At 37.1% G+C, this 18,511-nt stretch carries 19 protein-coding genes and 2 pseudogenes; 16 read left to right on the top strand and 5 right to left on the bottom strand.

Annotated elements, in window-relative coordinates; genetic code table 11:
* Positions 1-23: 23 nt before the first annotated feature.
* The 4 genes and pseudogenes from PVV66_RS03270 to PVV66_RS03255 form a co-directional block, all read right to left on the bottom strand.
* A complete protein-coding gene (locus PVV66_RS03270; protein WP_273718678.1) occupies positions 24-833 on the bottom strand; it encodes an exodeoxyribonuclease III in 810 nt (269 codons plus the stop codon).
* 33 nt (positions 834-866) lie between these two features.
* On the bottom strand, positions 867-1,475 hold the full coding sequence (locus tag PVV66_RS03265) for an outer membrane lipoprotein carrier protein LolA (RefSeq protein WP_273718677.1): 609 nt from the start codon (positions 1,473-1,475) through the stop codon (positions 867-869).
* Positions 1,476-1,595: 120 nt separating this feature from the next.
* Positions 1,596-1,820, bottom strand: a pseudogene (locus PVV66_RS03260) (DNA translocase FtsK); the annotation flags it as partial.
* An 813-nt stretch (positions 1,821-2,633) separates the two neighbouring features.
* On the bottom strand, positions 2,634-5,075 hold the full coding sequence (locus tag PVV66_RS03255) for a DNA translocase FtsK (protein ID WP_273718676.1): 2,442 nt from the start codon (positions 5,073-5,075) through the stop codon (positions 2,634-2,636).
* A 764-nt stretch (positions 5,076-5,839) separates the two neighbouring features.
* On the opposite strand from PVV66_RS03255, the gene PVV66_RS03250 reads away from it, so the two are divergent.
* Positions 5,840-7,117: a ubiquinone biosynthesis hydroxylase gene (locus tag PVV66_RS03250; RefSeq protein WP_273718675.1), complete on the top strand. Its 1,278-nt coding sequence runs from the start codon at positions 5,840-5,842 to the stop codon at positions 7,115-7,117.
* A 1,818-nt stretch (positions 7,118-8,935) separates the two neighbouring features.
* Here PVV66_RS03250 and PVV66_RS03245 read toward each other — a convergent pair.
* Positions 8,936-9,223 carry an H-NS family nucleoid-associated regulatory protein gene (locus PVV66_RS03245; RefSeq protein WP_142416710.1) on the bottom strand — a complete coding sequence of 96 codons (288 nt, stop codon included), beginning with the start codon at positions 9,221-9,223 and terminating at the stop codon, positions 8,936-8,938.
* A 742-nt stretch (positions 9,224-9,965) separates the two neighbouring features.
* Between PVV66_RS03245 and PVV66_RS03240 the strand changes: the two genes are divergently transcribed.
* The 15 genes and pseudogenes from PVV66_RS03240 to PVV66_RS03170 all read left to right on the top strand — a co-directional run.
* Positions 9,966-10,601 carry a TrwN protein gene (locus PVV66_RS03240; RefSeq protein WP_273718674.1) on the top strand — a complete coding sequence of 212 codons (636 nt, stop codon included), beginning with the start codon at positions 9,966-9,968 and terminating at the stop codon, positions 10,599-10,601.
* A gap of 126 nt (positions 10,602-10,727) precedes the next feature.
* Positions 10,728-11,027, top strand: a complete 300-nt coding sequence (gene korA / locus PVV66_RS03235; RefSeq protein WP_241436072.1) for a KorA family transcriptional regulator — start codon at positions 10,728-10,730, stop codon at positions 11,025-11,027.
* Positions 10,990-11,313 (top strand): VirB2 family type IV secretion system major pilin TrwL, encoded by a 324-nt coding sequence (gene trwL, locus PVV66_RS03230; protein WP_273718673.1) that lies wholly within the window; start codon positions 10,990-10,992, stop codon positions 11,311-11,313. The genes korA and trwL (PVV66_RS03230) overlap by 38 nt, the downstream gene beginning before the upstream one ends.
* An 82-nt stretch (positions 11,314-11,395) precedes the next feature.
* Entirely contained in the window at positions 11,396-11,713 is a 318-nt protein-coding gene (gene trwL / locus PVV66_RS03225; RefSeq protein WP_273718672.1) for a VirB2 family type IV secretion system major pilin TrwL, read from the top strand.
* An 83-nt stretch (positions 11,714-11,796) separates the two neighbouring features.
* Entirely contained in the window at positions 11,797-12,123 is a 327-nt protein-coding gene (gene trwL / locus PVV66_RS03220) for a VirB2 family type IV secretion system major pilin TrwL (RefSeq protein ID WP_273718671.1), read from the top strand.
* 82 nt (positions 12,124-12,205) lie between these two features.
* Positions 12,206-12,523 carry a VirB2 family type IV secretion system major pilin TrwL gene (gene trwL, locus PVV66_RS03215; protein WP_273718669.1) on the top strand — a complete coding sequence of 106 codons (318 nt, stop codon included), beginning with the start codon at positions 12,206-12,208 and terminating at the stop codon, positions 12,521-12,523.
* 82 nt (positions 12,524-12,605) lie between these two features.
* A complete protein-coding gene (gene trwL / locus PVV66_RS03210; protein ID WP_273718667.1) occupies positions 12,606-12,926 on the top strand; it encodes a VirB2 family type IV secretion system major pilin TrwL in 321 nt (106 codons plus the stop codon).
* 82 nt (positions 12,927-13,008) lie between these two features.
* A complete protein-coding gene (gene trwL / locus PVV66_RS03205) occupies positions 13,009-13,323 on the top strand; it encodes a VirB2 family type IV secretion system major pilin TrwL (protein ID WP_273718665.1) in 315 nt (104 codons plus the stop codon).
* A gap of 80 nt (positions 13,324-13,403) precedes the next feature.
* Positions 13,404-13,727 carry a VirB2 family type IV secretion system major pilin TrwL gene (trwL, locus tag PVV66_RS03200; protein WP_273718663.1) on the top strand — a complete coding sequence of 108 codons (324 nt, stop codon included), beginning with the start codon at positions 13,404-13,406 and terminating at the stop codon, positions 13,725-13,727.
* Between the two features lie 83 nt (positions 13,728-13,810).
* A complete protein-coding gene (trwL, locus tag PVV66_RS03195; protein WP_273718662.1) occupies positions 13,811-14,128 on the top strand; it encodes a VirB2 family type IV secretion system major pilin TrwL in 318 nt (105 codons plus the stop codon).
* Between the two features lie 241 nt (positions 14,129-14,369).
* Complete coding sequence (locus tag PVV66_RS03190) at positions 14,370-14,681, top strand: conjugal transfer protein (RefSeq protein WP_273718659.1); 312 nt, start codon at positions 14,370-14,372, stop codon at positions 14,679-14,681.
* A gap of 12 nt (positions 14,682-14,693) precedes the next feature.
* The gene (locus PVV66_RS03185; protein ID WP_273718658.1) at positions 14,694-15,002 is read left to right on the top strand and encodes a type IV secretion system protein VirB3; all 309 of its coding nucleotides are present in this window, start codon (positions 14,694-14,696) and stop codon (positions 15,000-15,002) included.
* 2 nt (positions 15,003-15,004) lie between these two features.
* Positions 15,005-17,476 carry a VirB4 family type IV secretion/conjugal transfer ATPase gene (locus PVV66_RS03180; RefSeq protein WP_273718657.1) on the top strand — a complete coding sequence of 824 codons (2,472 nt, stop codon included), beginning with the start codon at positions 15,005-15,007 and terminating at the stop codon, positions 17,474-17,476.
* Positions 17,473-18,234 carry a type IV secretion system protein gene (locus tag PVV66_RS03175; protein ID WP_273718654.1) on the top strand — a complete coding sequence of 254 codons (762 nt, stop codon included), beginning with the start codon at positions 17,473-17,475 and terminating at the stop codon, positions 18,232-18,234. Before PVV66_RS03180 ends, PVV66_RS03175 begins: the two co-directional genes overlap by 4 nt.
* A gap of 192 nt (positions 18,235-18,426) precedes the next feature.
* Positions 18,427-18,511: pseudogene (locus PVV66_RS03170) on the top strand (trwi protein); the annotation flags it as partial.

Raw genomic sequence — 18,511 nt, 5'->3', positions numbered from 1 at the left:
TTTATTTACCTGTTATTTCAAAATTAACGTGAAAAATCAAATACAGTTTGCACAGGAATATGATCTGAAGGACGTTCCCATCCGCGCGCATCACGAAAAGTCGAAAGATCGGCCACAAAAGGAGCTAAATCTGAAGAAGACCAAACATGATCAAGCCGCCGCCCATAATCCGTAAAGGCCCAATCGCGAGCACGATAACTCCACCATGTATAAAGTTTAGTAGGAACAGGGATATGCAACCGCATGAGATCAACCCATCCGCCCTGACAACACAAATCTTGTAAACGCTCGGTTTCAATGGGTGTATGGCTTACAACCTTCAACAATTGCTGATGAGACCAAACATCTTCTGCTAAAGGAGCAATATTCAAATCACCCAGCAAAAGAGAAGACATCCCCTTTTCCTGATCGGCGCGAAAAAAAGACATTTCTTCCAAAAAATCAAGCTTATGACGAAATTTTTCATTCACATGAGCGTCAGGAATATCGCCCCCAGCAGGAACATAAAAATTATGAATCCGCATCAATTTACCATGAGCTTCCACAATCACTGAGATATAGCGACAATCTTGGTTTTGACAAAAGAAACGCTTATTCACCTTTTTAAAAGGCAAACGAGAAACAATCGCCACCCCATTATACGATTTTTGTCCATTCAGTGCGATATGCTTATATCCTGCTGCTTCAAAAGCCTCCACGGGAAATAAAGCATCGGGACATTTTGTTTCCTGTAGGCATAAAACATCGGCAGGAAAGAATTTCAAATACTGAAAAACCTGTGCAAGGCGCAAACGAATAGAGTTAATATTCCAAGTCGCAATACGAAAGAACATCTGTTTCAATCCCAATGACGTGACACTGTTGCTTCATTTTTTTGAGGGAAGTGTAAACATGCCCTGAACAAAACGAACGCCTGTTCGTACATTCATAATCTGCACAGTCGTTTCCAAGTTTTGTTGGTCAACAATTGTCCACTGCCGCAAAGCAAAGCTTTTAGAATCAAAAACCATTCTTATTTGCCCCGCCCCAATCGTTTTATCACGCAGAACAATCGTTACTGCCCCTGGATCTTCGCGAAATGCCAACAAACGCCCAGACGATACGTCAATTTTATCATCCAACAAAAACTTCATTGGCGTTTGTGAAAGTTGTGAAAAGTTCCAAGTATTTAAAGCCCTATTGTTAATGCCCACGAATTGACCATCTGCAATGATTTGTAAAGGCATTTTCTTGTAAATAAAGCGAATTTTCCCTGGACGCTCAAGATAAAATGTTCCTTGAGACATTTTCCCCTTTGGACTAAATTGAATAAAGTCACCTGTCATTGTTTTGATTGCCGCAAAGTGGTTGGCAACATTTTGCGCTTTTGCCACCTTATTGGATACTTGCGAAAAAGCAGGAAAAGTTAAACACCAAAAGACAATAATCCCCACAAACCCAAAGACTCTTCTTTGTGGTAAAAAAGACGTTTTCATAAAAAATGCTCCCAAACAATATCGAATTGACTTTATCATTTATAATTAAGCCATCAACGATGAATAAATACCCTGCTTTATAAGATAAAGATATTGTTTGAAAAAATTATCAAAAGATTTTTAAAAGTATTCTTCTTCGACAGAAACTAAAATTTCTCGTTTCCCTGCATGATTTGCTGAACGAACGATGCCTTCTTCTTCCATCCTCTCAATCAATGTCGCGGCACGATCATAACCAATACCTAAACGGCGTTGAATATAAGAGGTTGAAGCCTTACCATCACGAAGCACAACTGCAACAGCTTGGCTATAAGGCTCATCTGCTAAAGAAAAAGCCAAAGAAACATCCTTCTTTATTTCTTGCAATCTCTTACGGTATCGTTTCCAAACAATCAGTCTGCTTTTAAATTTCAGAAAGCATCCCAATTTTCTACTTTTTTTGCCAATTTTCTAAACGCACAATATATTCTTTCCCGCCCCTAATCTTTGAAGCAATATGCATGATAGTTAATACACCAACGGATTAAATATATTGTTCACGAACCTGAAAGTTCTTTTAAGGAGTAAAAACGTTTTTTTAACTTCCTCCCCACCAAAAAGAATAAAAATTTTCAACCTATCCGGTCTGTAAATAGTTTGGAGTTTAGCAGGTTTTACTTGGCTTTCCACCCCATATAATTCATCTTCCATAAGGCTCGACAGACAAGCCTTACCCTAAAAGCAGACCACAAACCATATAGCGCAACTGATTTGTTCGTGAGATCAAATTATGAGAACAGCAAAAACACTGAAATATCAAGCCTTGCATGCCTTTATATCTCCACGCTCCCAATGACCCTATTTTACATCAAAAAATTGATTTATAATGATAAATCATCATTTTTAACTGAAATCATAGCACCAAATACAGTAAGATCCTCTCATCACATACTCTCTCATATTGAATCAATTCCAATCATTTGCTTGCACATTACAAACAAGGTTAGCGTGTGAATAAAGTTATATAAGATAAAGAAAAAACCTTATGAAGAGTCTCAAGCGCCAAGGCGCTATCGCAATATTGAGAGCTCGTATATGATGATGCGGGCTTTCTACAGTGCAATAGAACCAACACCTGCTTTTACAAAATATGATTAAAAAAACGATTATAAAGATTTTTCAAAAGCGTTCTTCTTCGGCAGGAACTAAAATTTCTCGTTTGCCTGCATGATTTGCTGGACTAATGATACCTTCTTCTTCCATCCTCTCAATCAATGTTGCAGCACGGTTATAACCAATACCTAAACGGCGTTGAATATAAGAGGTTGAAGCCTTACGATCACGAAGAACAATAGCAACAGCTTGACTATAGGGATCATCTGCTGAAGGAGAAGCCGAAGAAACATCCGTATCATCCTCTTCAACGTCTTGGGTAATTATTTCCAAATAATCAGGACGTGCTTGCGCTTTGAGATGTGCAACAACCTGCTCCACTTCATCATCCGCAACAAAAGGTCCATGCACACGCTGAATACGCCCTCCTCCCATCATAAAGAGCATATCTCCTTGTCCCAATAATTGCTCGGCGCCCTGTTCGCCTAGAATCGTTCGACTATCGATTTTTGAACTCACGGAAAAAGAAATGCGTGTAGGAAAATTGGCTTTAATCGTCCCAGTAATAACATCGACAGAAGGACGCTGTGTCGCCATAATCACATGGATACCGGCGGCACGTGCCATTTGTGCTAAACGTTGAACCGCGCCTTCAATATCTTTACCAGCGACCATCATCAAATCAGCCATTTCATCAATAATGACAACAATATAGGGCATAGGACTAAAATCAAGTGTTTCTGTCTCATAAAGAGGCTCACCAGTATCGTGATCAAAGCCCACTTGAATTGTGCGCACCATTGTCTCTCCTTGACCTTCCGACTCCTTGAGACGTGCATTAAACCCATCGATATTGCGAACGCCAAGTTTTGACATTTTACTGTAGCGCTCTTCCATTTCACGAACAGCCCATTTAAGTGCAGTCACTGCTTTTTTAGGATCTGTCACCACGGGTGTTAATAAATGGGGAATGCCATCATAAACCGAAAGTTCAAGCATTTTCGGATCCACCATAATAAGGCGACATTGTTCAGGCGTCATACGATAAAGCAATGATAAAATCATTGTATTAATAGCAACAGACTTTCCCGATCCTGTTGTACCGGCAACCAAAAGATGCGGCATTTTTGCTAAATCCGCAATAACAGCTTCCCCCCCGATTGTTTTGCCCAAAGCAAGCCCTAGCTTTGCTTTGCTTTCAACAAATTCCTGTGCTTGCACAATCTCTCTTAAATAAACCATCTCACGCTTTGCGTTGGGCAATTCTATTCCAATCACATTGCGCCCTGGAACCACAGCAACACGCGCAGAAATCGCACGCATCGAGCGCGCAATATCATCTGCCAGACTAATAATACGAGAAGACTTAATGCCAGCAGCCGGTTCAAATTCATATAAAGTGACCACGGGTCCAGGACAAGCAGCTATAATTTTTCCTTTGACCCCAAAATCTAACAAAACCCCTTCAAGTTCCTGAGAATTTTCTTTTAAAGCAGCAGGAGAAAGTTTTGCATCCCGAACCGCGGGTGGTGGAACCGATAGGTAATCCAAAAGTGGAAGAACAAAACCACCATTTGAAGAAACTGTTAAAGACTTTCGGCTTTTAACAGAAGAAGCATGGGCTTTATTTTGACTTTCCTCACACTGTTCTTTTTCGCCCAAAAACGTTGGTTCAATCCGATCAAATGACTTGCCTTGCCCTTTACTCTGAGAACGCCTTTTGCAACAGAAAAAACGAAAAAAACGCGCTTGTAAAAAATAAAAAAGATGTAAAAGAGCACCAAAAGTTGTCGCAAAAAAACCATGCTTCTCACGATCATCCTCCGCGGCATATTCCACATCTTCTTCCATCTCAAAGACCGGATCAACAATTTGGTTTTTTGGAATGTTTTTTTCTTTTCTTTTCTTCGTTTGACGCCGCCATATCACATTGCCAGAAAAAGCAGCAATGAAAAAACCTAAAAGGATAAAAACAACACTGAAAAGCACCATATAAAATGGAGAAAGAAAAAGAGGAAAAATTGAAGAAGCAACACTTAAAGCTTTATCTCCTAAAACCCCTCCCAATCCCATGGGCAATGGCCAATAAGTAACAGAAGCAACAGGCGTCATAAGGGCAAAAGCCATTAAAAAACAAATCGTTGATACCACCCACAAAAAAAAGCGCAAAGTCAAATTGTAGATATTCTTTTGTGCCAACAAAAGAAAAGACCAAAATAATGGCGGCAACAAAACAGCAAGACCTGCTAAGCCAAAAAACTGCATAATAAAATCTGAAAAAATCGCTCCCAGCCATCCCATAAGGTTTGTAACCTCATTTGTACTTGCATGGGTTAAAGAGGGGTCAGCAACATTCCACGTCGCCAAAGCAAACACACAAAAAATAATAAAGCCCAAAAGCCCAAGGCCAATGAAAACGCCTATCTGGCGCAAAAACATCTCAACAAGCCGAAAACCTTGAGAATCTTGCGCTTCCAATGAATCATAAGGAGAAGAACTTCGGTGCATCCATCAATTCCAAATACAAAACTTTCATATTTAAAGAGCTATAACCTCCTTCCTCTCCTAAAAAAGGACGAAGCTTACACTCAGTGCCGATCTGTAAACAGTCATCTTTCAACAATCCAACTTCTTAATCTAACGCGTTCTACTTTCTTCCCACTCCATATTGTTCATACCACCATCCTAAGGAACAATCCTTCATAAAGCACGAAAAAAATCCTACCCTGAATATTTATTACACGAACAACAAAAAAATACCTCACATGTAAAGTTTTACATAGGTTGTACAGTTTACGACAACCCCTATCACTCTCCTAAACAGAAGGCTATCTACACCATGGTAACATCAAAATATTAATACCGTTTTAACCATCACGAATAAACACAACTTTTATCTATCATCCTCAATGTCCCTCTTTAGGACAAGCATATTAAAGAACATTCATGCAAATTAAAAAATACACTCCCATCTTTGACTAATTTTAGTTTTCTTTTCTATCAACCAAGTGTAAAAAGAGTTGAAGAGGACATTCAAAAAAGGCTGATCCGATAAATTTGTAAAGTGAGTCACACAACTAAAGCAAAAGAGCTCTAAAACACTCATCTGTCATCAGATTGACACCCACATCCAAAGAGAAGCCTCATCTTTGTAAAGCAGGGAGAAAAGTAAAAATTAAAATATTGTAGATAATTTGAAAAAAATATTCTTTATTAACAGCGAGCAAACTTTAAACAATGGAAGAAGCCCCGTAAATAATGGAAGAAGCATTGTGTATTCTAATCACCATAAAGATGTAAAAACCAATAAAGAAATAAAATCCGATAAAATCAAACAATGTGATCTTCTCATTGCAGGGGGAGCGGCTGTCGGTTTAACACTGGCAATAGCACTCAAGCAAACAGCCCCTAATCTGAAAATAAAAATCGTTGATGCTGCTCCACAAGGAGATATTCCTGCTTCTAACATACGAACCATTGCCCTTGCTGCTGCTTCTGTTCGTATGTTAAAACAATTGCAATGTTGGGACTCTATCAAACTCTATGCGCAACCCATTCACTCCATGATCATCACAGATACAAGCACAAGTGATCCTGTCAAACCAACTCTTTTAACATTCGAAGGCGACATTACCCCCGGTGAACCCTTTGCGACTATGGTAGAACATAGAGAACTCATCAACACTTTAAAAAAACGTGTCAAAGATCTCGATATCCCTGTTATGGCAAATACGCGTGTCATTGATTTTCATCAAGACAACCAACACACAACTGTCACTTTAAATAATGAAGAGGTCTGGCAAACAAAATTGCTTATTGCAGCCGACGGAGCCCATTCGAAATTACGCCAAAAAGCGGGTCTTAAAAACTTTTCTCATGCCTATAAACAAACAGCAATCATCTGCACAGTTGAACATGAAAAACCCCATAATGGTCAAGCAATTCAACATTTTTTACCTGCCGGCCCTTTCGCTCTTCTCCCTCTCAAAGGTAACCAATCCGCTATTGTATGGAATGAAGACCATAAAACTGCGCAATATTATCTCAAAGCTGATGCCCTTATTTTTGAAACAGAACTCGAAAGACGCATTGGTCATCGATTAGGAAAACTCTCTTGGAATGGTGAACGTCAAGCTTTTCCCCTAAACCTTTCTTTAACACGTCAATGTATTAAGCCCCGTTTTGCCCTCATTGGAGATGCTGCCCATACCATCCACCCCCTTGCAGGACAAGGACTCAATTTAGGTTTACGTGATAGCGCGGCCCTCGCTGAAGTGATTATTGAAACAGCACGACTAGGTCTTGACATTGGCTCCCTCAGCGCTTTAGAGCGCTATCAAAGCTGGAGACGTTTTGAAATTGTCCGTATGGCTTTAAGCAATGATTGGCTTAATAAACTCTTTTCTAACGATAGCCTTCTCTTACGGATGCTTCGCGATACCGGTCTTGGAATCGTCAATCAAGCGCCAAAAATAAAAAAATATTTCATTCAAGAAGCTGCTGGACTTACCCCAAATGCTCCCCGTCTCTTACACGGTTTCCCGCTTTAAGCAAAAAATTCATACCCTTTCACTTTTTACAACCTTTGGCTTCTTTCTTCCCCCTCAAAGAACAAAAACTCCCTTTCAATCCGCACTGTAAACAGTCCGGATTCTTATCACGTAGCTTTCCCTTGACTTCCCCTCCCCGTATTTCACTTAACGATAAGGCAAGCCAAGCAAGCTATACTTTAAGAATATTCACACACACTGAAAAAATATATCACGAAAGCAATCTTATCACACTTCAAATAACGCTATTTCACGGCATAACAAAATACACAAGACTTTCTTTATCAAACCAGCTTTGACTTACAATGAATACTTCATCGTTCTCTTGTTAAATGAGAGAGCTGAAGATCATAAAAATACCCTCATTTCCAATCTCTCTCCTGTTGAAGCCATCAAAATCACCCTTTACATGCCACAAATGAGACTAGCATATAGATAAAAAATGATTGAAGATAAGGAATCAAAGCCTCTCATGCCACCTCCCTTGCACCAAGGACTATCGCGAAACATTGAACATTAGCAAAGTGTATAATGGCGCAGACTTTTATACTTTATTATTGAAATAAAAATGATGGTGCAGAATAGATTTGATATGATAATAGGGATTTTTACATTGTATTGTTTTAGCAGCGCCATAAAATAGGCTTAGTGGCATTGGAAAATATTTTTTAAAAAGCATGTAAATTGGCACACAAGTATACTCCGTTTAGGGTATTCTGTTTCTCAAACAAGTCTTTTAATTTATATGAATATGCCACAATTAAAAAAAATCTCATATATAGCAAAGTATTCCGTACTCTACACCATCACACACAATTGCAAACGTGTATATTACCCTCTACCCTGACCATACAAAAAAACAAACGAAAGTAAAAAATAATCCAATCTTTTTATTTTCAATGCACCTTTTATTCATAAAGGCCCATAAATGAATTTTAATCACAGACACTTCAAAACGTGTCACAAAATCCTATTAAAACCCTCACCCGCCATAGAAAATTTTCATTTTCCATACGCTCACTCATCTCAATCGTACGAACGATAAATAAAGCGAATAACTCACATATATAATCTTACAGAAAAAAGACTCAACAAATTCCATAACATCAAAGTCTTATTCTACAGAACAGTATTGCAAAAATATAAGAATATTAATTTATCAACATATTGATTAATAAATTTATTATTTTACATATTAGGTTAGAATCAAACAACAAATCAATTTATAATGATAATTTATCGTTACTCAGAATCCTGAATACCGTAAGATCTCTCATTTCAAATCCCTCTCCTATTGAAGCAATAAAAAGCACGCCTCTTGCACGTCACAAACGAGTGGGCCATATGGGTAAAACTGTTGAAGAAAGGACTAAAAATGCCTCTTATGAACCGTCTCAATTACCAAGGACTGTCACAACATTGGGGCTGGCAAATATAAAAATAGTATTGCTCCTGATACAATAAATTCTTCTGATTTCAACCCTTTTTGTAAAGAATCAGTAAACCACTTAGTTGCACAGACTAAAAAGAGCAACGCTGAGTAAAACTATAAAAAAGAAGTAAAACGTCCCCCTCTCTCAAAATGCCAAAAGCAGTTATAACACTTTAAGCTAGCAAGCATAATAATGATGCCAGCTTATGACAACAATACCTTTTGCATTTAGATACATTTGTCCATACTTTCTAGCATTTTATCTGGCACCTTAATAGATTAATACATCTATTCAGTATTTTTATAAAATCAAATTAGCAAAAAGAGCCTACTTCTTGCACTCACATCTCTTGATATTCCCTTACCTTATAAATATCGCACATGTGTTATGTTACTTCGAGTTCATCAAGTGTATACCCATTCTCCAACCACTCTTTAATCCACTTCGGTCTCCGTCCACGCCCATTCCATAATTCCCATTGGTTATTGGGGTTCCTATAATGACGCTCTTTGCTCACAAGATCAGCGATATCAATTCCATGGGTATTAGCAATTTCAAGAATTTTTCGTCGTGCATTTTGCTTTTCCTTTGCTTGCCGTTTTTTCAATTCCACATCAATTTGTGTACGCATCTCTTGTAGTTCATCAAAATTCATATTTTTGAGATCATTCACCTTAATTACTCCCCTTGCAAAAAAGAATTGCCCTTTGCCATATTTTAAACACAATTATAGACAATTTTCGTCTATTTATTATCAAAATTAAAATTACGATACATATATCACTTTGACGGAGATGTGTTTTGTACCACAAAGAACTATTTATTTGTGTCCCAGCTTCCACCACTGCATCCTTTTTCAGTTTAGTTGCTGAAATTAAAAAGTGCAGTGCACAAATGCCATCACACCTCCCTGACTCTTATGAATCAGTAGTCAAAAGTAAATATAAATTACCACTCTATAAACTATGGCAATATGCAACAAAGAACAAGCCCTCTCCCTATAATGATGGTATCGTTCATTATAACAATAAGAGATACTCTCAAATACAACGGATTTTCACTTCGTATAAATGTTCTTTAAATTTTTTTTTGCAACGAGAAAACTATATAGAACAAGCAACTTCAAGAGGTTCCCAAAGATCATTATTGTTTAAAAGTCGCATTTTTTTCCGTCATCCCAATAATATTGGTTGGCATAATCTGCTCTATTTTATACCACACATCGATCTTATTTCTTGGATATTCATATGTATTAGAGATCTTCTTAGAAAAGAAGAAAATAATAAATACAAGGAATCTTCTAAGCGAAACAATTCCGTATTTCAAATTTATAAAATCAAGAAACAGCGACAAAAAGCACCAAACAGAATTGGCATTTATATAAACAAAATTCTTCATAATAAGGTGTATTGCTAATGATTTTTCTAGATTTCACAATGTTTGCTGCTGCATACATGCCCAATACCCCCAATCCTGTATTTTCTACTCTCATCGAACAAAGAGCACGGGATAACGTTCATATAACAGATAAGAATGATAAATTATTCCGTCAATTATCTCTGCTTAAAGAAGAAACCGCAATAATTAAGCAGTTTAAACAAAATAGACATAATTTTGACGCAATCTTTAAGCAAATTGATGTTGAAAATATGAAATGGCTTTCTTTTTTTGGGTCATTTGACTTTTGCAGAAATCTTGCAGCTGTACAAAACACTTTGACTTACTGCTATGAACAAAAAACATCAAAGTATATCTTTGAAAAGGCGACATTGCAGTCTGTGCTAAGTTTTTACAGCACAGAAAATTTAAGCAGTGGTACCGATACACAGACGATTACTTCATATATCGGAGAAGGAGCTGTTGCACGAAGAGATAAAGATTTGCAAGAGCCTGTAAGGCTTAAAAAAGAAGAACCAAAACAGGCAACTAAAGTAGATTCTCTTCCTCTTTCTTTATGGGGATTAGAGGATGCGTTTACACATAAAGAAAGTAGCAGCCGTGATGCTTTTGCCACGGGAGATTCTTCTTCACCGACAAAGCAGCTAAATTGATGACTGATATTTTCACGAATGGAAACTAGAATTTTGATAGGATGGTATAATGAAAGCTAGATAAGAAAATATTAAAGCTCTAATTAGTAAGATTGGATAAAATCTCTTCTAATTGAGGGCAAAAAAATGAAAATGATAGAACAAAACAGCGTTGACATAGCATTTAGTCAGAGAGCAGCACGTGAAATTACAGTTGTGATGCGCTCAGAAAGAGAATGGTATTTTACGTTTGTTGCCGATGATCCAATCACCGGAAAACCCAATAAATATACATTACTTACACAAAGAGGAAAACTAAGAACTTGGGCTGATCCAAAATATCTCTTTAAATTTCTTCATGAAAGAGGGGTTATTTGTGGGAGTTTTAATCTTAATCAGGATAAAGAACATGAAACAATTAAATATTCTTCACACAACAGCTCGTAATAAAATTGCTGCGTTTTCTGCAGCTTTAACTGTGTTTTTTATGGGTAATTCTGCTTATGCCCAAGCCCAAGTGAAAACTTTAAAAAATGCAGAGACAGCTCTAAAGGGTTTACAAGACGATATTCAGAAAATTATCCCTATCGCTGCTGCTATTATACTTTTGTGTTTAGCAATTGGTTATGCAGGACGCTATATCGGAAAAGACACATTTGTGCGGTGGGCAATCGGTGTTGTCATCGCTGGTTCTGCAGCCCAACTTGTTTCACTGCTATTTAAAACAACGTAATAACGGCATTAATTATAAATAATAAATACAATATGTTGATACATACCAAAATGTTATCTAGAATTTTAATTAAGAGTAAAAAATGCAAAAATTAATTAGTCTTCAATCGAAAAGTAGCAACAAAATCGCCGTAATTTCTGCAGCTATAACTGCGTTCTTTATGGATAATTCTACTTATGCTGCAGCGGCAACTTTGAAACATGCAGAGGGCGCTCTAACAAAGTTACAGACAGACTTAAAAGTAATTATTCCTATCGCTGCTGCTATTATACTTCTGTGCTTAGCAATTGGTTATGCAGGACGCTATATCGGAAAGGATACATTTGTACGGTGGGCAATCGGTGTTGTCATCGCTGGTTCTGCAACCCAACTTGTTACACTGCTATTTACAACACCGTAATAAGGGCATTAATTACAAATAATAAAATACAATATGTTTATTCATACAAAAATGTTATCTAGAATTTTAATTAAGAGTAAAAAATGCAAAAATTAATTAGTTTTCAATCGAAAAGTAACAACAAAATCACCGCAATTTCTGCAGCTATAACTGCGTTCTTTATGACACATCCTGTGTGCGCTCAAGCTCAAACAGCTAAAGTTTTAACAAATGCAGAGACAGCTCTAAAGGGTTTACAAGGCGATATTCAGAAAATTATCCCTATCGCTGCTGCTATTATACTGTTGTGCTTAGCAATTGGTTATGCAGGGCGCTATATCGAAAAGGACACTTTTGTACGGTGGGCAATCGGTGTTGTCATCGCTGGTTCTGCAGCCCAACTTGTTACACTGCTATTTAAAACAGCGTAATAACGGCATTAATTATAAATAATAAATACAATATGTTGATACATACCAAAATGTTATCTAGAATTTTAATTAAGAGTAAAAAATGCAGAAATTAATTAGTCTTCAATCGAAAAGTAACAACAAAATCACCGCAATTTCTGCAGCTATAACTGCGTTCTTTATGGATAATTCTGCTTATGCTGCAGCGACAACTTTGAAACATGCAGAGGATGCTCTAGGAAAGTTACAGGCAGACATTCAAGCAATTATCCCTATCGCTGCTGCTATTATACTTTTGTGTTTAGCAATTGGTTATGCAGGACGCTATATCGGAAAAGATACATTTGTACGGTGGGCAATCGGTGTTGTCATCGCTGGTTCTGCAGCCCAACTTGTTTCACTGCTATTTAAAACAACGTAATAACGGCATTAATTATAAATAATAAATACAATATGTTGATACATACAAAAATGTTATTTAGAATTTTAATTAAGAGTAAAACATGCAAAAATTAATTAGTCTTCAATCAAAAAGTAACAACAAAATCGCCGTAATTTCTGCAGCTATAACTGCGTTCTTTATGGATAATTCTACTTATGCTGCTGCAGCGGCAACTTTGAAACATGCAGAGGATGCTCTAACAAAGTTACAGAAAGACATTCAAGCAATTATTCCTATCGCTGCTGCTATTATACTTCTGTGCTTAGCAATTGGTTATGCAGGGCGCTATATCGGAAAAGACACTTTTGTGCGGTGGGCAATCGGTGTTGTCATCGCTGGTTCTGCAGCCCAACTTGTTTCACTGCTATTTACAACACCGTAATAAGGGCGTTAATTACAAATAATAAATACAATATGTTTATTCATACGAAATTGTTATCTAGAATTTTAATTAAGAGTAAAACATGCAAAAATTAATTAGTCTTCAATCGAAAAGTAACAACAAAATCACCGCAATTTCTGCAGCTATAACTGCGTTCTTTATGGATAATTCTGCTTATGCCAAAGCGAGCGTTTTAACAAATGCAGAGAGCGCTTTAACAAGTTTACAAGAGGATATTCAGAAAATTATTCCTATCGCTGCTGCTATTATACTGTTGTGCTTAGCAATTGGTTATGCAGGGCGCTATATCGAAAAGGACACTTTTGTACGGTGGGCAATCGGTGTTGTCATCGCTGGTTCTGCAGCCCAACTTGTTACACTGCTATTTAAGCCATAACGGCATTAATTATAAATAATAAAATACAATATGTTTATTCATACGAAATTGTTATCCAAAATTTTAATTAAGAGTAAAAAATGCAAAAATTAATTAGTCTTCAATCGAAAAGTAACAACAAAATCGCTACAATTTCTGCAGTTATAACTACATTCTTTATGAATCATTCTGCTTATGCCCAAGCCCAAGCAACCGTTTTAACAAATGCATCGAAAGCTCTAACAGATTTACAGACAGATATTAAAATAATTATCCCTATCGCTGCTGCTATTATACTTCTGTGTTTAGCAATTGGTTATGCAGGGCGCTATATCGGAAAAGACACTTTTGTGCGGTGGGCAATCGGTGTTGTCATCGCTGGTTCTGCAACCCAACTTGTTACACTGCTATTTAAAACAACGTAATAATGACATTAATTACAAATAGATAAATACAATATGTTTATTCATACGAGATTGTTATCTAGAATTTTAATTAAGAGTAAAAAATGCAAAAATTAATTAGTCTTCAATCGAAAAGTAACAACAAAATCGCTACAGTTTCTGCAACATTAACTGTGTTTTTTGTGAGTAATTCTGTATGTGCTCAAAACGCAAGCGTTTTAACAAATGCATCAACAGCTCTAACAAATTTACAGGCAGACATTAAAGCAATTATTCCTATCGCTGCTGCTATTATACTTTTGTGTTTAGCAATTGGTTATGCAGGACGCTACATCGGAAAGGATACATTTGTACGGTGGGCAATCGGTGTTGTCATCGCTGGTTCTGCAGCCCAACTTGTTACACTGCTATTTAAGCCATAACGGCATTAATTACAAATAATAAGACACGATACGTTTATAAGGTGAGCAATTGACATTATTTTATTATTGCGGGCTCTACAACCTAACCTTCTTTAATGTTATTGAAAGGTAATCTATAAGTTAGTATAATACGTAATGGTTTTAATATCCGTCGATTATAAAACTGTACCAGTAATAATGTAGCCATACTGAAAAAAGGAATATTATTTATAGCAACTTTAATTAAAAGGGGATAAAAGATATGAAAAAATCAAATACGCTTCGAGTAGAAACATGCAACAAGATTAATGTTATTGTTATCACTTCAATGATGTACTTAATATCTCAATCTGCATATGCTCAAACGGAAACAAAGAGCTTAGATGTTTTCATAGGGATGCAATATGGATTAAGTATACTTATTCCTATCGTTGCTGCCATCATTCTTTTATTACTTTTGCTTATTTATATATTCCGCATCATTGCAAAAGCGACATTTAGGCGATGGGCATTCAGCGTTATTATTGCTGGTGCAGCTTTCTATATTAGCCACATATTATTTCACCTCCAGTGACAAGAGCACTTCATGAAATCACAAGAAAACAAAGAATTCCCCCTATTCAAAGGAGCAACACGTGTTCCAACGATTTGGGGTGTACCCATGATGCCATTCATTGTTATGGTTATGGGGGTCGCTGTTATTGCCATGACAATAAGTATCTTTTTGTGGATTATAGCTCCACCATTATGGTTCATTATGGTGCAAATAACTAAAAACGATGATAAGGCATTTCGTATCTGGTGGTTATGGATCGATACTAAATTTCGCAATCGCAATAAAGGTTTTTGGGGCGCATCAAGTTATAGTCCCTCTGACTATAGTAAAAGGAGATAAACATGACAGCTGTTGAAAGCAGCAAACGTCTCGCATCAGAGACACCCGTAAGCCTGTTTCTTCCCTATTCACATCATATTACAGATACGATTATCTCTACTAAGAATGCGGAATATTTGTCAATTTGGAAAATTGACGGACGTTCGCATCAAAGCGCTTCAGAAGAAGATATTTTTCAATGGACAAAAGAGCTTAACAATACTCTACGGGGTATTGCATCGGCTAATTTATCATTTTGGACACATATCGTGCGCCGCCGTGTTTATGAATATCCTGATTCAGCATTTGATCAAATGTTTTGCTATCAGCTTGATGAAAAATATCGGCAAAGCTTTTCTGGTTATAATTTGATGGTCAATGATCTGTATTTGACCGTCGTTTTCCAACCGATAGCGGATAAAATTATGTCGTTCTTTTCTAAACATGAGCGAGAAACGTTTGATCAAAAAAAGATGCGACAAGACTCATGTATCAAAGAACTCAATGACGTCAATCGTACTTTAGGTCAATCCTTAAAGCGTTATGGTGCAGAACTTCTTGGTTCTTATGAAAAAAATGGACATGTCTATTCTTCTGCACTTGAATTCCTGGGAATGCTTATCAATGGCGAATATCGCCCTATGCCAATTTGCTATGACCGTTTTGCTGACTACATGTCTATCAATCGACCATTTTTTTCAAAATGGGGTGCTCTTGGTGAGCTGCGCACAACCAGTGGAATACGTCGATTTGGAATGTTGGAAATTAAAGAATACGACGCAACGACCAAACCAGGACAACTGAATGTTTTGCTGGAAAGTGAATTCGAGTTCATATTGACCCAGAGCTTTTCGGTTCTCTCTCGACATGCTGCTAAAGACTATTTGCAGCGGCATCAGCGTAATCTTATTGATGCACGTGATGTAGCAACAAGCCAAATTGCACAAATTGATGAAGCACTAAATCAGCTTATCAGTGGACATTTTGTTATGGGGGAACATCATTGTACATTGACCATATATGGTGATACAATTCAACAAGTCCGCGACTATATGGCCAAAGCAAGTGCAGCATTATTAGATGTTGCGGTATTACCAAAACCTGTAGATTTAGCGATAGAAGCTGGCTATTGGGCACAACTTCCTGGCAATTGGAAGTGGAGGCCCCGCCCCGCCCCAATTACATCACTGAACTTTTTATCATTTTCATCTTTGCATAATTTTATGTCAGGAAAACCCACTGGCAATCCATGGGGACCAGCGGTCACCATTCTTAAAACAACCAGTAAAACACCGCTTTATTTTAATTTTCACGCCTCCAAACTTGAAGAGGATTCGACTGACAAGCGATTGCTGGGTAATACCGCGCTTATCGGACAATCTGGATCTGGTAAAACTGTACTGCTCGGCTTTTTGTTAGCACAAGCACAAAAATTTAAGCCGACAACTGTTGTTTTTGATAAAGATCGTGGTATGGAAATTGCCATTCGAGCGATGGGTGGAAGATATTTAACATTCAAGGCAGGTAGATCAAGTGGTTTTAATCCATTTCAACTTCCTCCCACACAAGACAATTTGATTTTTCTAAAACAATTTGTTAAAAAATTGGCAGAAGCAGGTGGCGAAGTTACACATCACGACGAGGAAGAAATTAACAAAGCTGTTACATCTGTTATGAGCAGTAACATTGACCCATCACTGCGTCGTTTATCTTTTCTGGTGCAATTTTTACCAAATCCACATTTAAGTGATTATAATGCACCCCCATCTGTTCACGCTCGCTTACTCAAATGGTGTGAAGGTGGTGATTATGGATGGTTATTCGATAATCCTCATGATGCTCTTGATCTTTCAACACATCAAATTTACGGCTTTGATATCACAGAATTCTTAGATAACCCAGAAACGCGTACTCCAGTGATGATGTATCTGCTTTACCGTACAGAAGGTATGATTAGCGGCCAGCGATTTATGTATATCTTTGATGAGTTTTGGAAACCATTGCAAGACCCATATTTTGAAGATTTAGCAAAGAATAAACAAAAGACTATTCGTAAACAAAATGGTATTTTCGTTTATGCAACACAAGAGCCTAGCGATGCTTTGGATAGTAATATTGCCAAAACACTCATTCAGCAATGCGCAACCTACATTTTTCTAGCCAACCCCAAAGCGAATTATGAAGATTACACAAAAGGTTTTAAACTAACAGACACCGAATTTGAACTCGTTAAAGGACTTGGTGAATTTAGTCGCCAGTTCCTCATTAAGCAGGGTGATCAATCTGCGCTTGCAGAGCTGAATCTGGGTAAATTCCATGTAACAAATGACGGAAAAACCATCGAGCATGACTTTAGTGATGAGCTCTTGGTATTATCAGGGACGCCGGATAACGCAGAATTAGCCGAAAGCATTATCGCAGAAGTTGGTGATGATCCGGCAATATGGTTACCAATTTTTTTACAGCACGCAAAAAATGACAGGAGGGAAACATGAAAAAACAGGTCATTTCAATAACAGTAGCAGTAACCTTAGGGCTTTCAAATCCAGCAATGGCTTGGGTTTGGGGCGCAGGAGCAGCGGATTTAGAAGCAACAGTTCCAACAACTTGGCCTAGTTTTTGGGGCTCATCTTCGAGCACACCAACGCCTAAACAACCTCCACAACAAAAAAAAATAAGCCTTAAAGAAATCCTCGAGGTCGTAAAGAAACAACTTGAGGAATTAAAAAAGATACATGAATCTATAACGGGAAACCAAAAATTCGACACTAAAAAACTTAAAAATTCACAAACAGATCAGAGCAGTTTTTTTCTCAAAAATCCCGAGACGCTCTACAATAGAAATAAACCTTCTGCTCTATCTACATCACTTGAAAATATTTTAAAAGAAGAGGAAATTCCTGCCTCTATCCATGAATCTAGTAGTTTCATCAACAAACGGATCCAATATGCAGCCATCACTGATAAAGCCGTAAGTTTAAAGACTTTTCAAGAAGCAAACAATCGTTTTCAGCAAATTGAAGAACTATTAAACGAAATCAAGACAACAAAAGATCTAAAAAGTATTGCCGATTTACAAGCACATATAATTGGGATGCTCGCTAAGCTACAAAATGAAGTAGCGAAACTACAAATGGTCGCACATTTACGCAACGCTGAATATACACTTATCAAACAGCAGAAGGATAAGCATAACATAAAAATTTTGAATAGTAAAAACACAAAAATGCCTACCATAAGATTTATTAGATAAAGCTTTTTATAATAACATTTTGTATATTATTTTTTCTGTATGCTCGTAAAAAGCAAAAGTTAATGCATAATACTTAGTTCTCTCTCATAGACTGAAAAGGTCTACGAAATCTAAATGCATCCTAAAAAAATTCAACGAAAAATGCTTAGAGAAATCATATAAAAAATTGAAAATTTGTTAAAGAGGAATGCCATGAACTTTACTGTGTTCACGCAACTTTTCAATAAAATTGATCAGATAACACAAACATATGTCACGGATATTTCCTCAAAAGCAA

The sequence above is a fragment of the Bartonella sp. AU16XJBT genome, assembly GCF_028618665.1.
Classification (GTDB): Bacteria; Pseudomonadota; Alphaproteobacteria; order Rhizobiales; family Rhizobiaceae; genus Bartonella.
Note: the sequence above shows the minus strand (reverse complement) of the source record. Positions and strands in the feature narration are given on the sequence as shown.

Excerpts from the sequence above, each read along its gene's own strand:
- korA (WP_241436072.1), top strand. The coding sequence starts at position 10,728 with ATGAAAATGATAGAACAAAACAGCGTTGACATAGCATTTAGTCAGAGA.
- trwL (WP_273718671.1), top strand. The coding sequence starts at position 11,797 with ATGCAAAAATTAATTAGTTTTCAATCGAAAAGTAACAACAAAATCACC.
- trwL (WP_273718662.1), top strand. The coding sequence starts at position 13,811 with ATGCAAAAATTAATTAGTCTTCAATCGAAAAGTAACAACAAAATCGCT.
- PVV66_RS03185 (WP_273718658.1), top strand. The coding sequence starts at position 14,694 with ATGAAATCACAAGAAAACAAAGAATTCCCCCTATTCAAAGGAGCAACA.
- PVV66_RS03265 (WP_273718677.1), bottom strand. The coding sequence starts at position 1,475 with ATGAAAACGTCTTTTTTACCACAAAGAAGAGTCTTTGGGTTTGTGGGG.
- trwL (WP_273718673.1), top strand. The coding sequence starts at position 10,990 with ATGAAACAATTAAATATTCTTCACACAACAGCTCGTAATAAAATTGCT.
- PVV66_RS03255 (WP_273718676.1), bottom strand. The coding sequence starts at position 5,075 with ATGCACCGAAGTTCTTCTCCTTATGATTCATTGGAAGCGCAAGATTCT.
- PVV66_RS03270 (WP_273718678.1), bottom strand. The coding sequence starts at position 833 with ATGTTCTTTCGTATTGCGACTTGGAATATTAACTCTATTCGTTTGCGC.
- trwL (WP_273718672.1), top strand. The coding sequence starts at position 11,396 with ATGCAAAAATTAATTAGTCTTCAATCGAAAAGTAGCAACAAAATCGCC.
- trwL (WP_273718663.1), top strand. The coding sequence starts at position 13,404 with ATGCAAAAATTAATTAGTCTTCAATCGAAAAGTAACAACAAAATCGCT.
- trwL (WP_273718665.1), top strand. The coding sequence starts at position 13,009 with ATGCAAAAATTAATTAGTCTTCAATCGAAAAGTAACAACAAAATCACC.
- PVV66_RS03240 (WP_273718674.1), top strand. The coding sequence starts at position 9,966 with ATGATTTTTCTAGATTTCACAATGTTTGCTGCTGCATACATGCCCAAT.
- PVV66_RS03190 (WP_273718659.1), top strand. The coding sequence starts at position 14,370 with ATGAAAAAATCAAATACGCTTCGAGTAGAAACATGCAACAAGATTAAT.
- trwL (WP_273718669.1), top strand. The coding sequence starts at position 12,206 with ATGCAGAAATTAATTAGTCTTCAATCGAAAAGTAACAACAAAATCACC.
- trwL (WP_273718667.1), top strand. The coding sequence starts at position 12,606 with ATGCAAAAATTAATTAGTCTTCAATCAAAAAGTAACAACAAAATCGCC.
- PVV66_RS03175 (WP_273718654.1), top strand. The coding sequence starts at position 17,473 with ATGAAAAAACAGGTCATTTCAATAACAGTAGCAGTAACCTTAGGGCTT.
- PVV66_RS03180 (WP_273718657.1), top strand. The coding sequence starts at position 15,005 with ATGACAGCTGTTGAAAGCAGCAAACGTCTCGCATCAGAGACACCCGTA.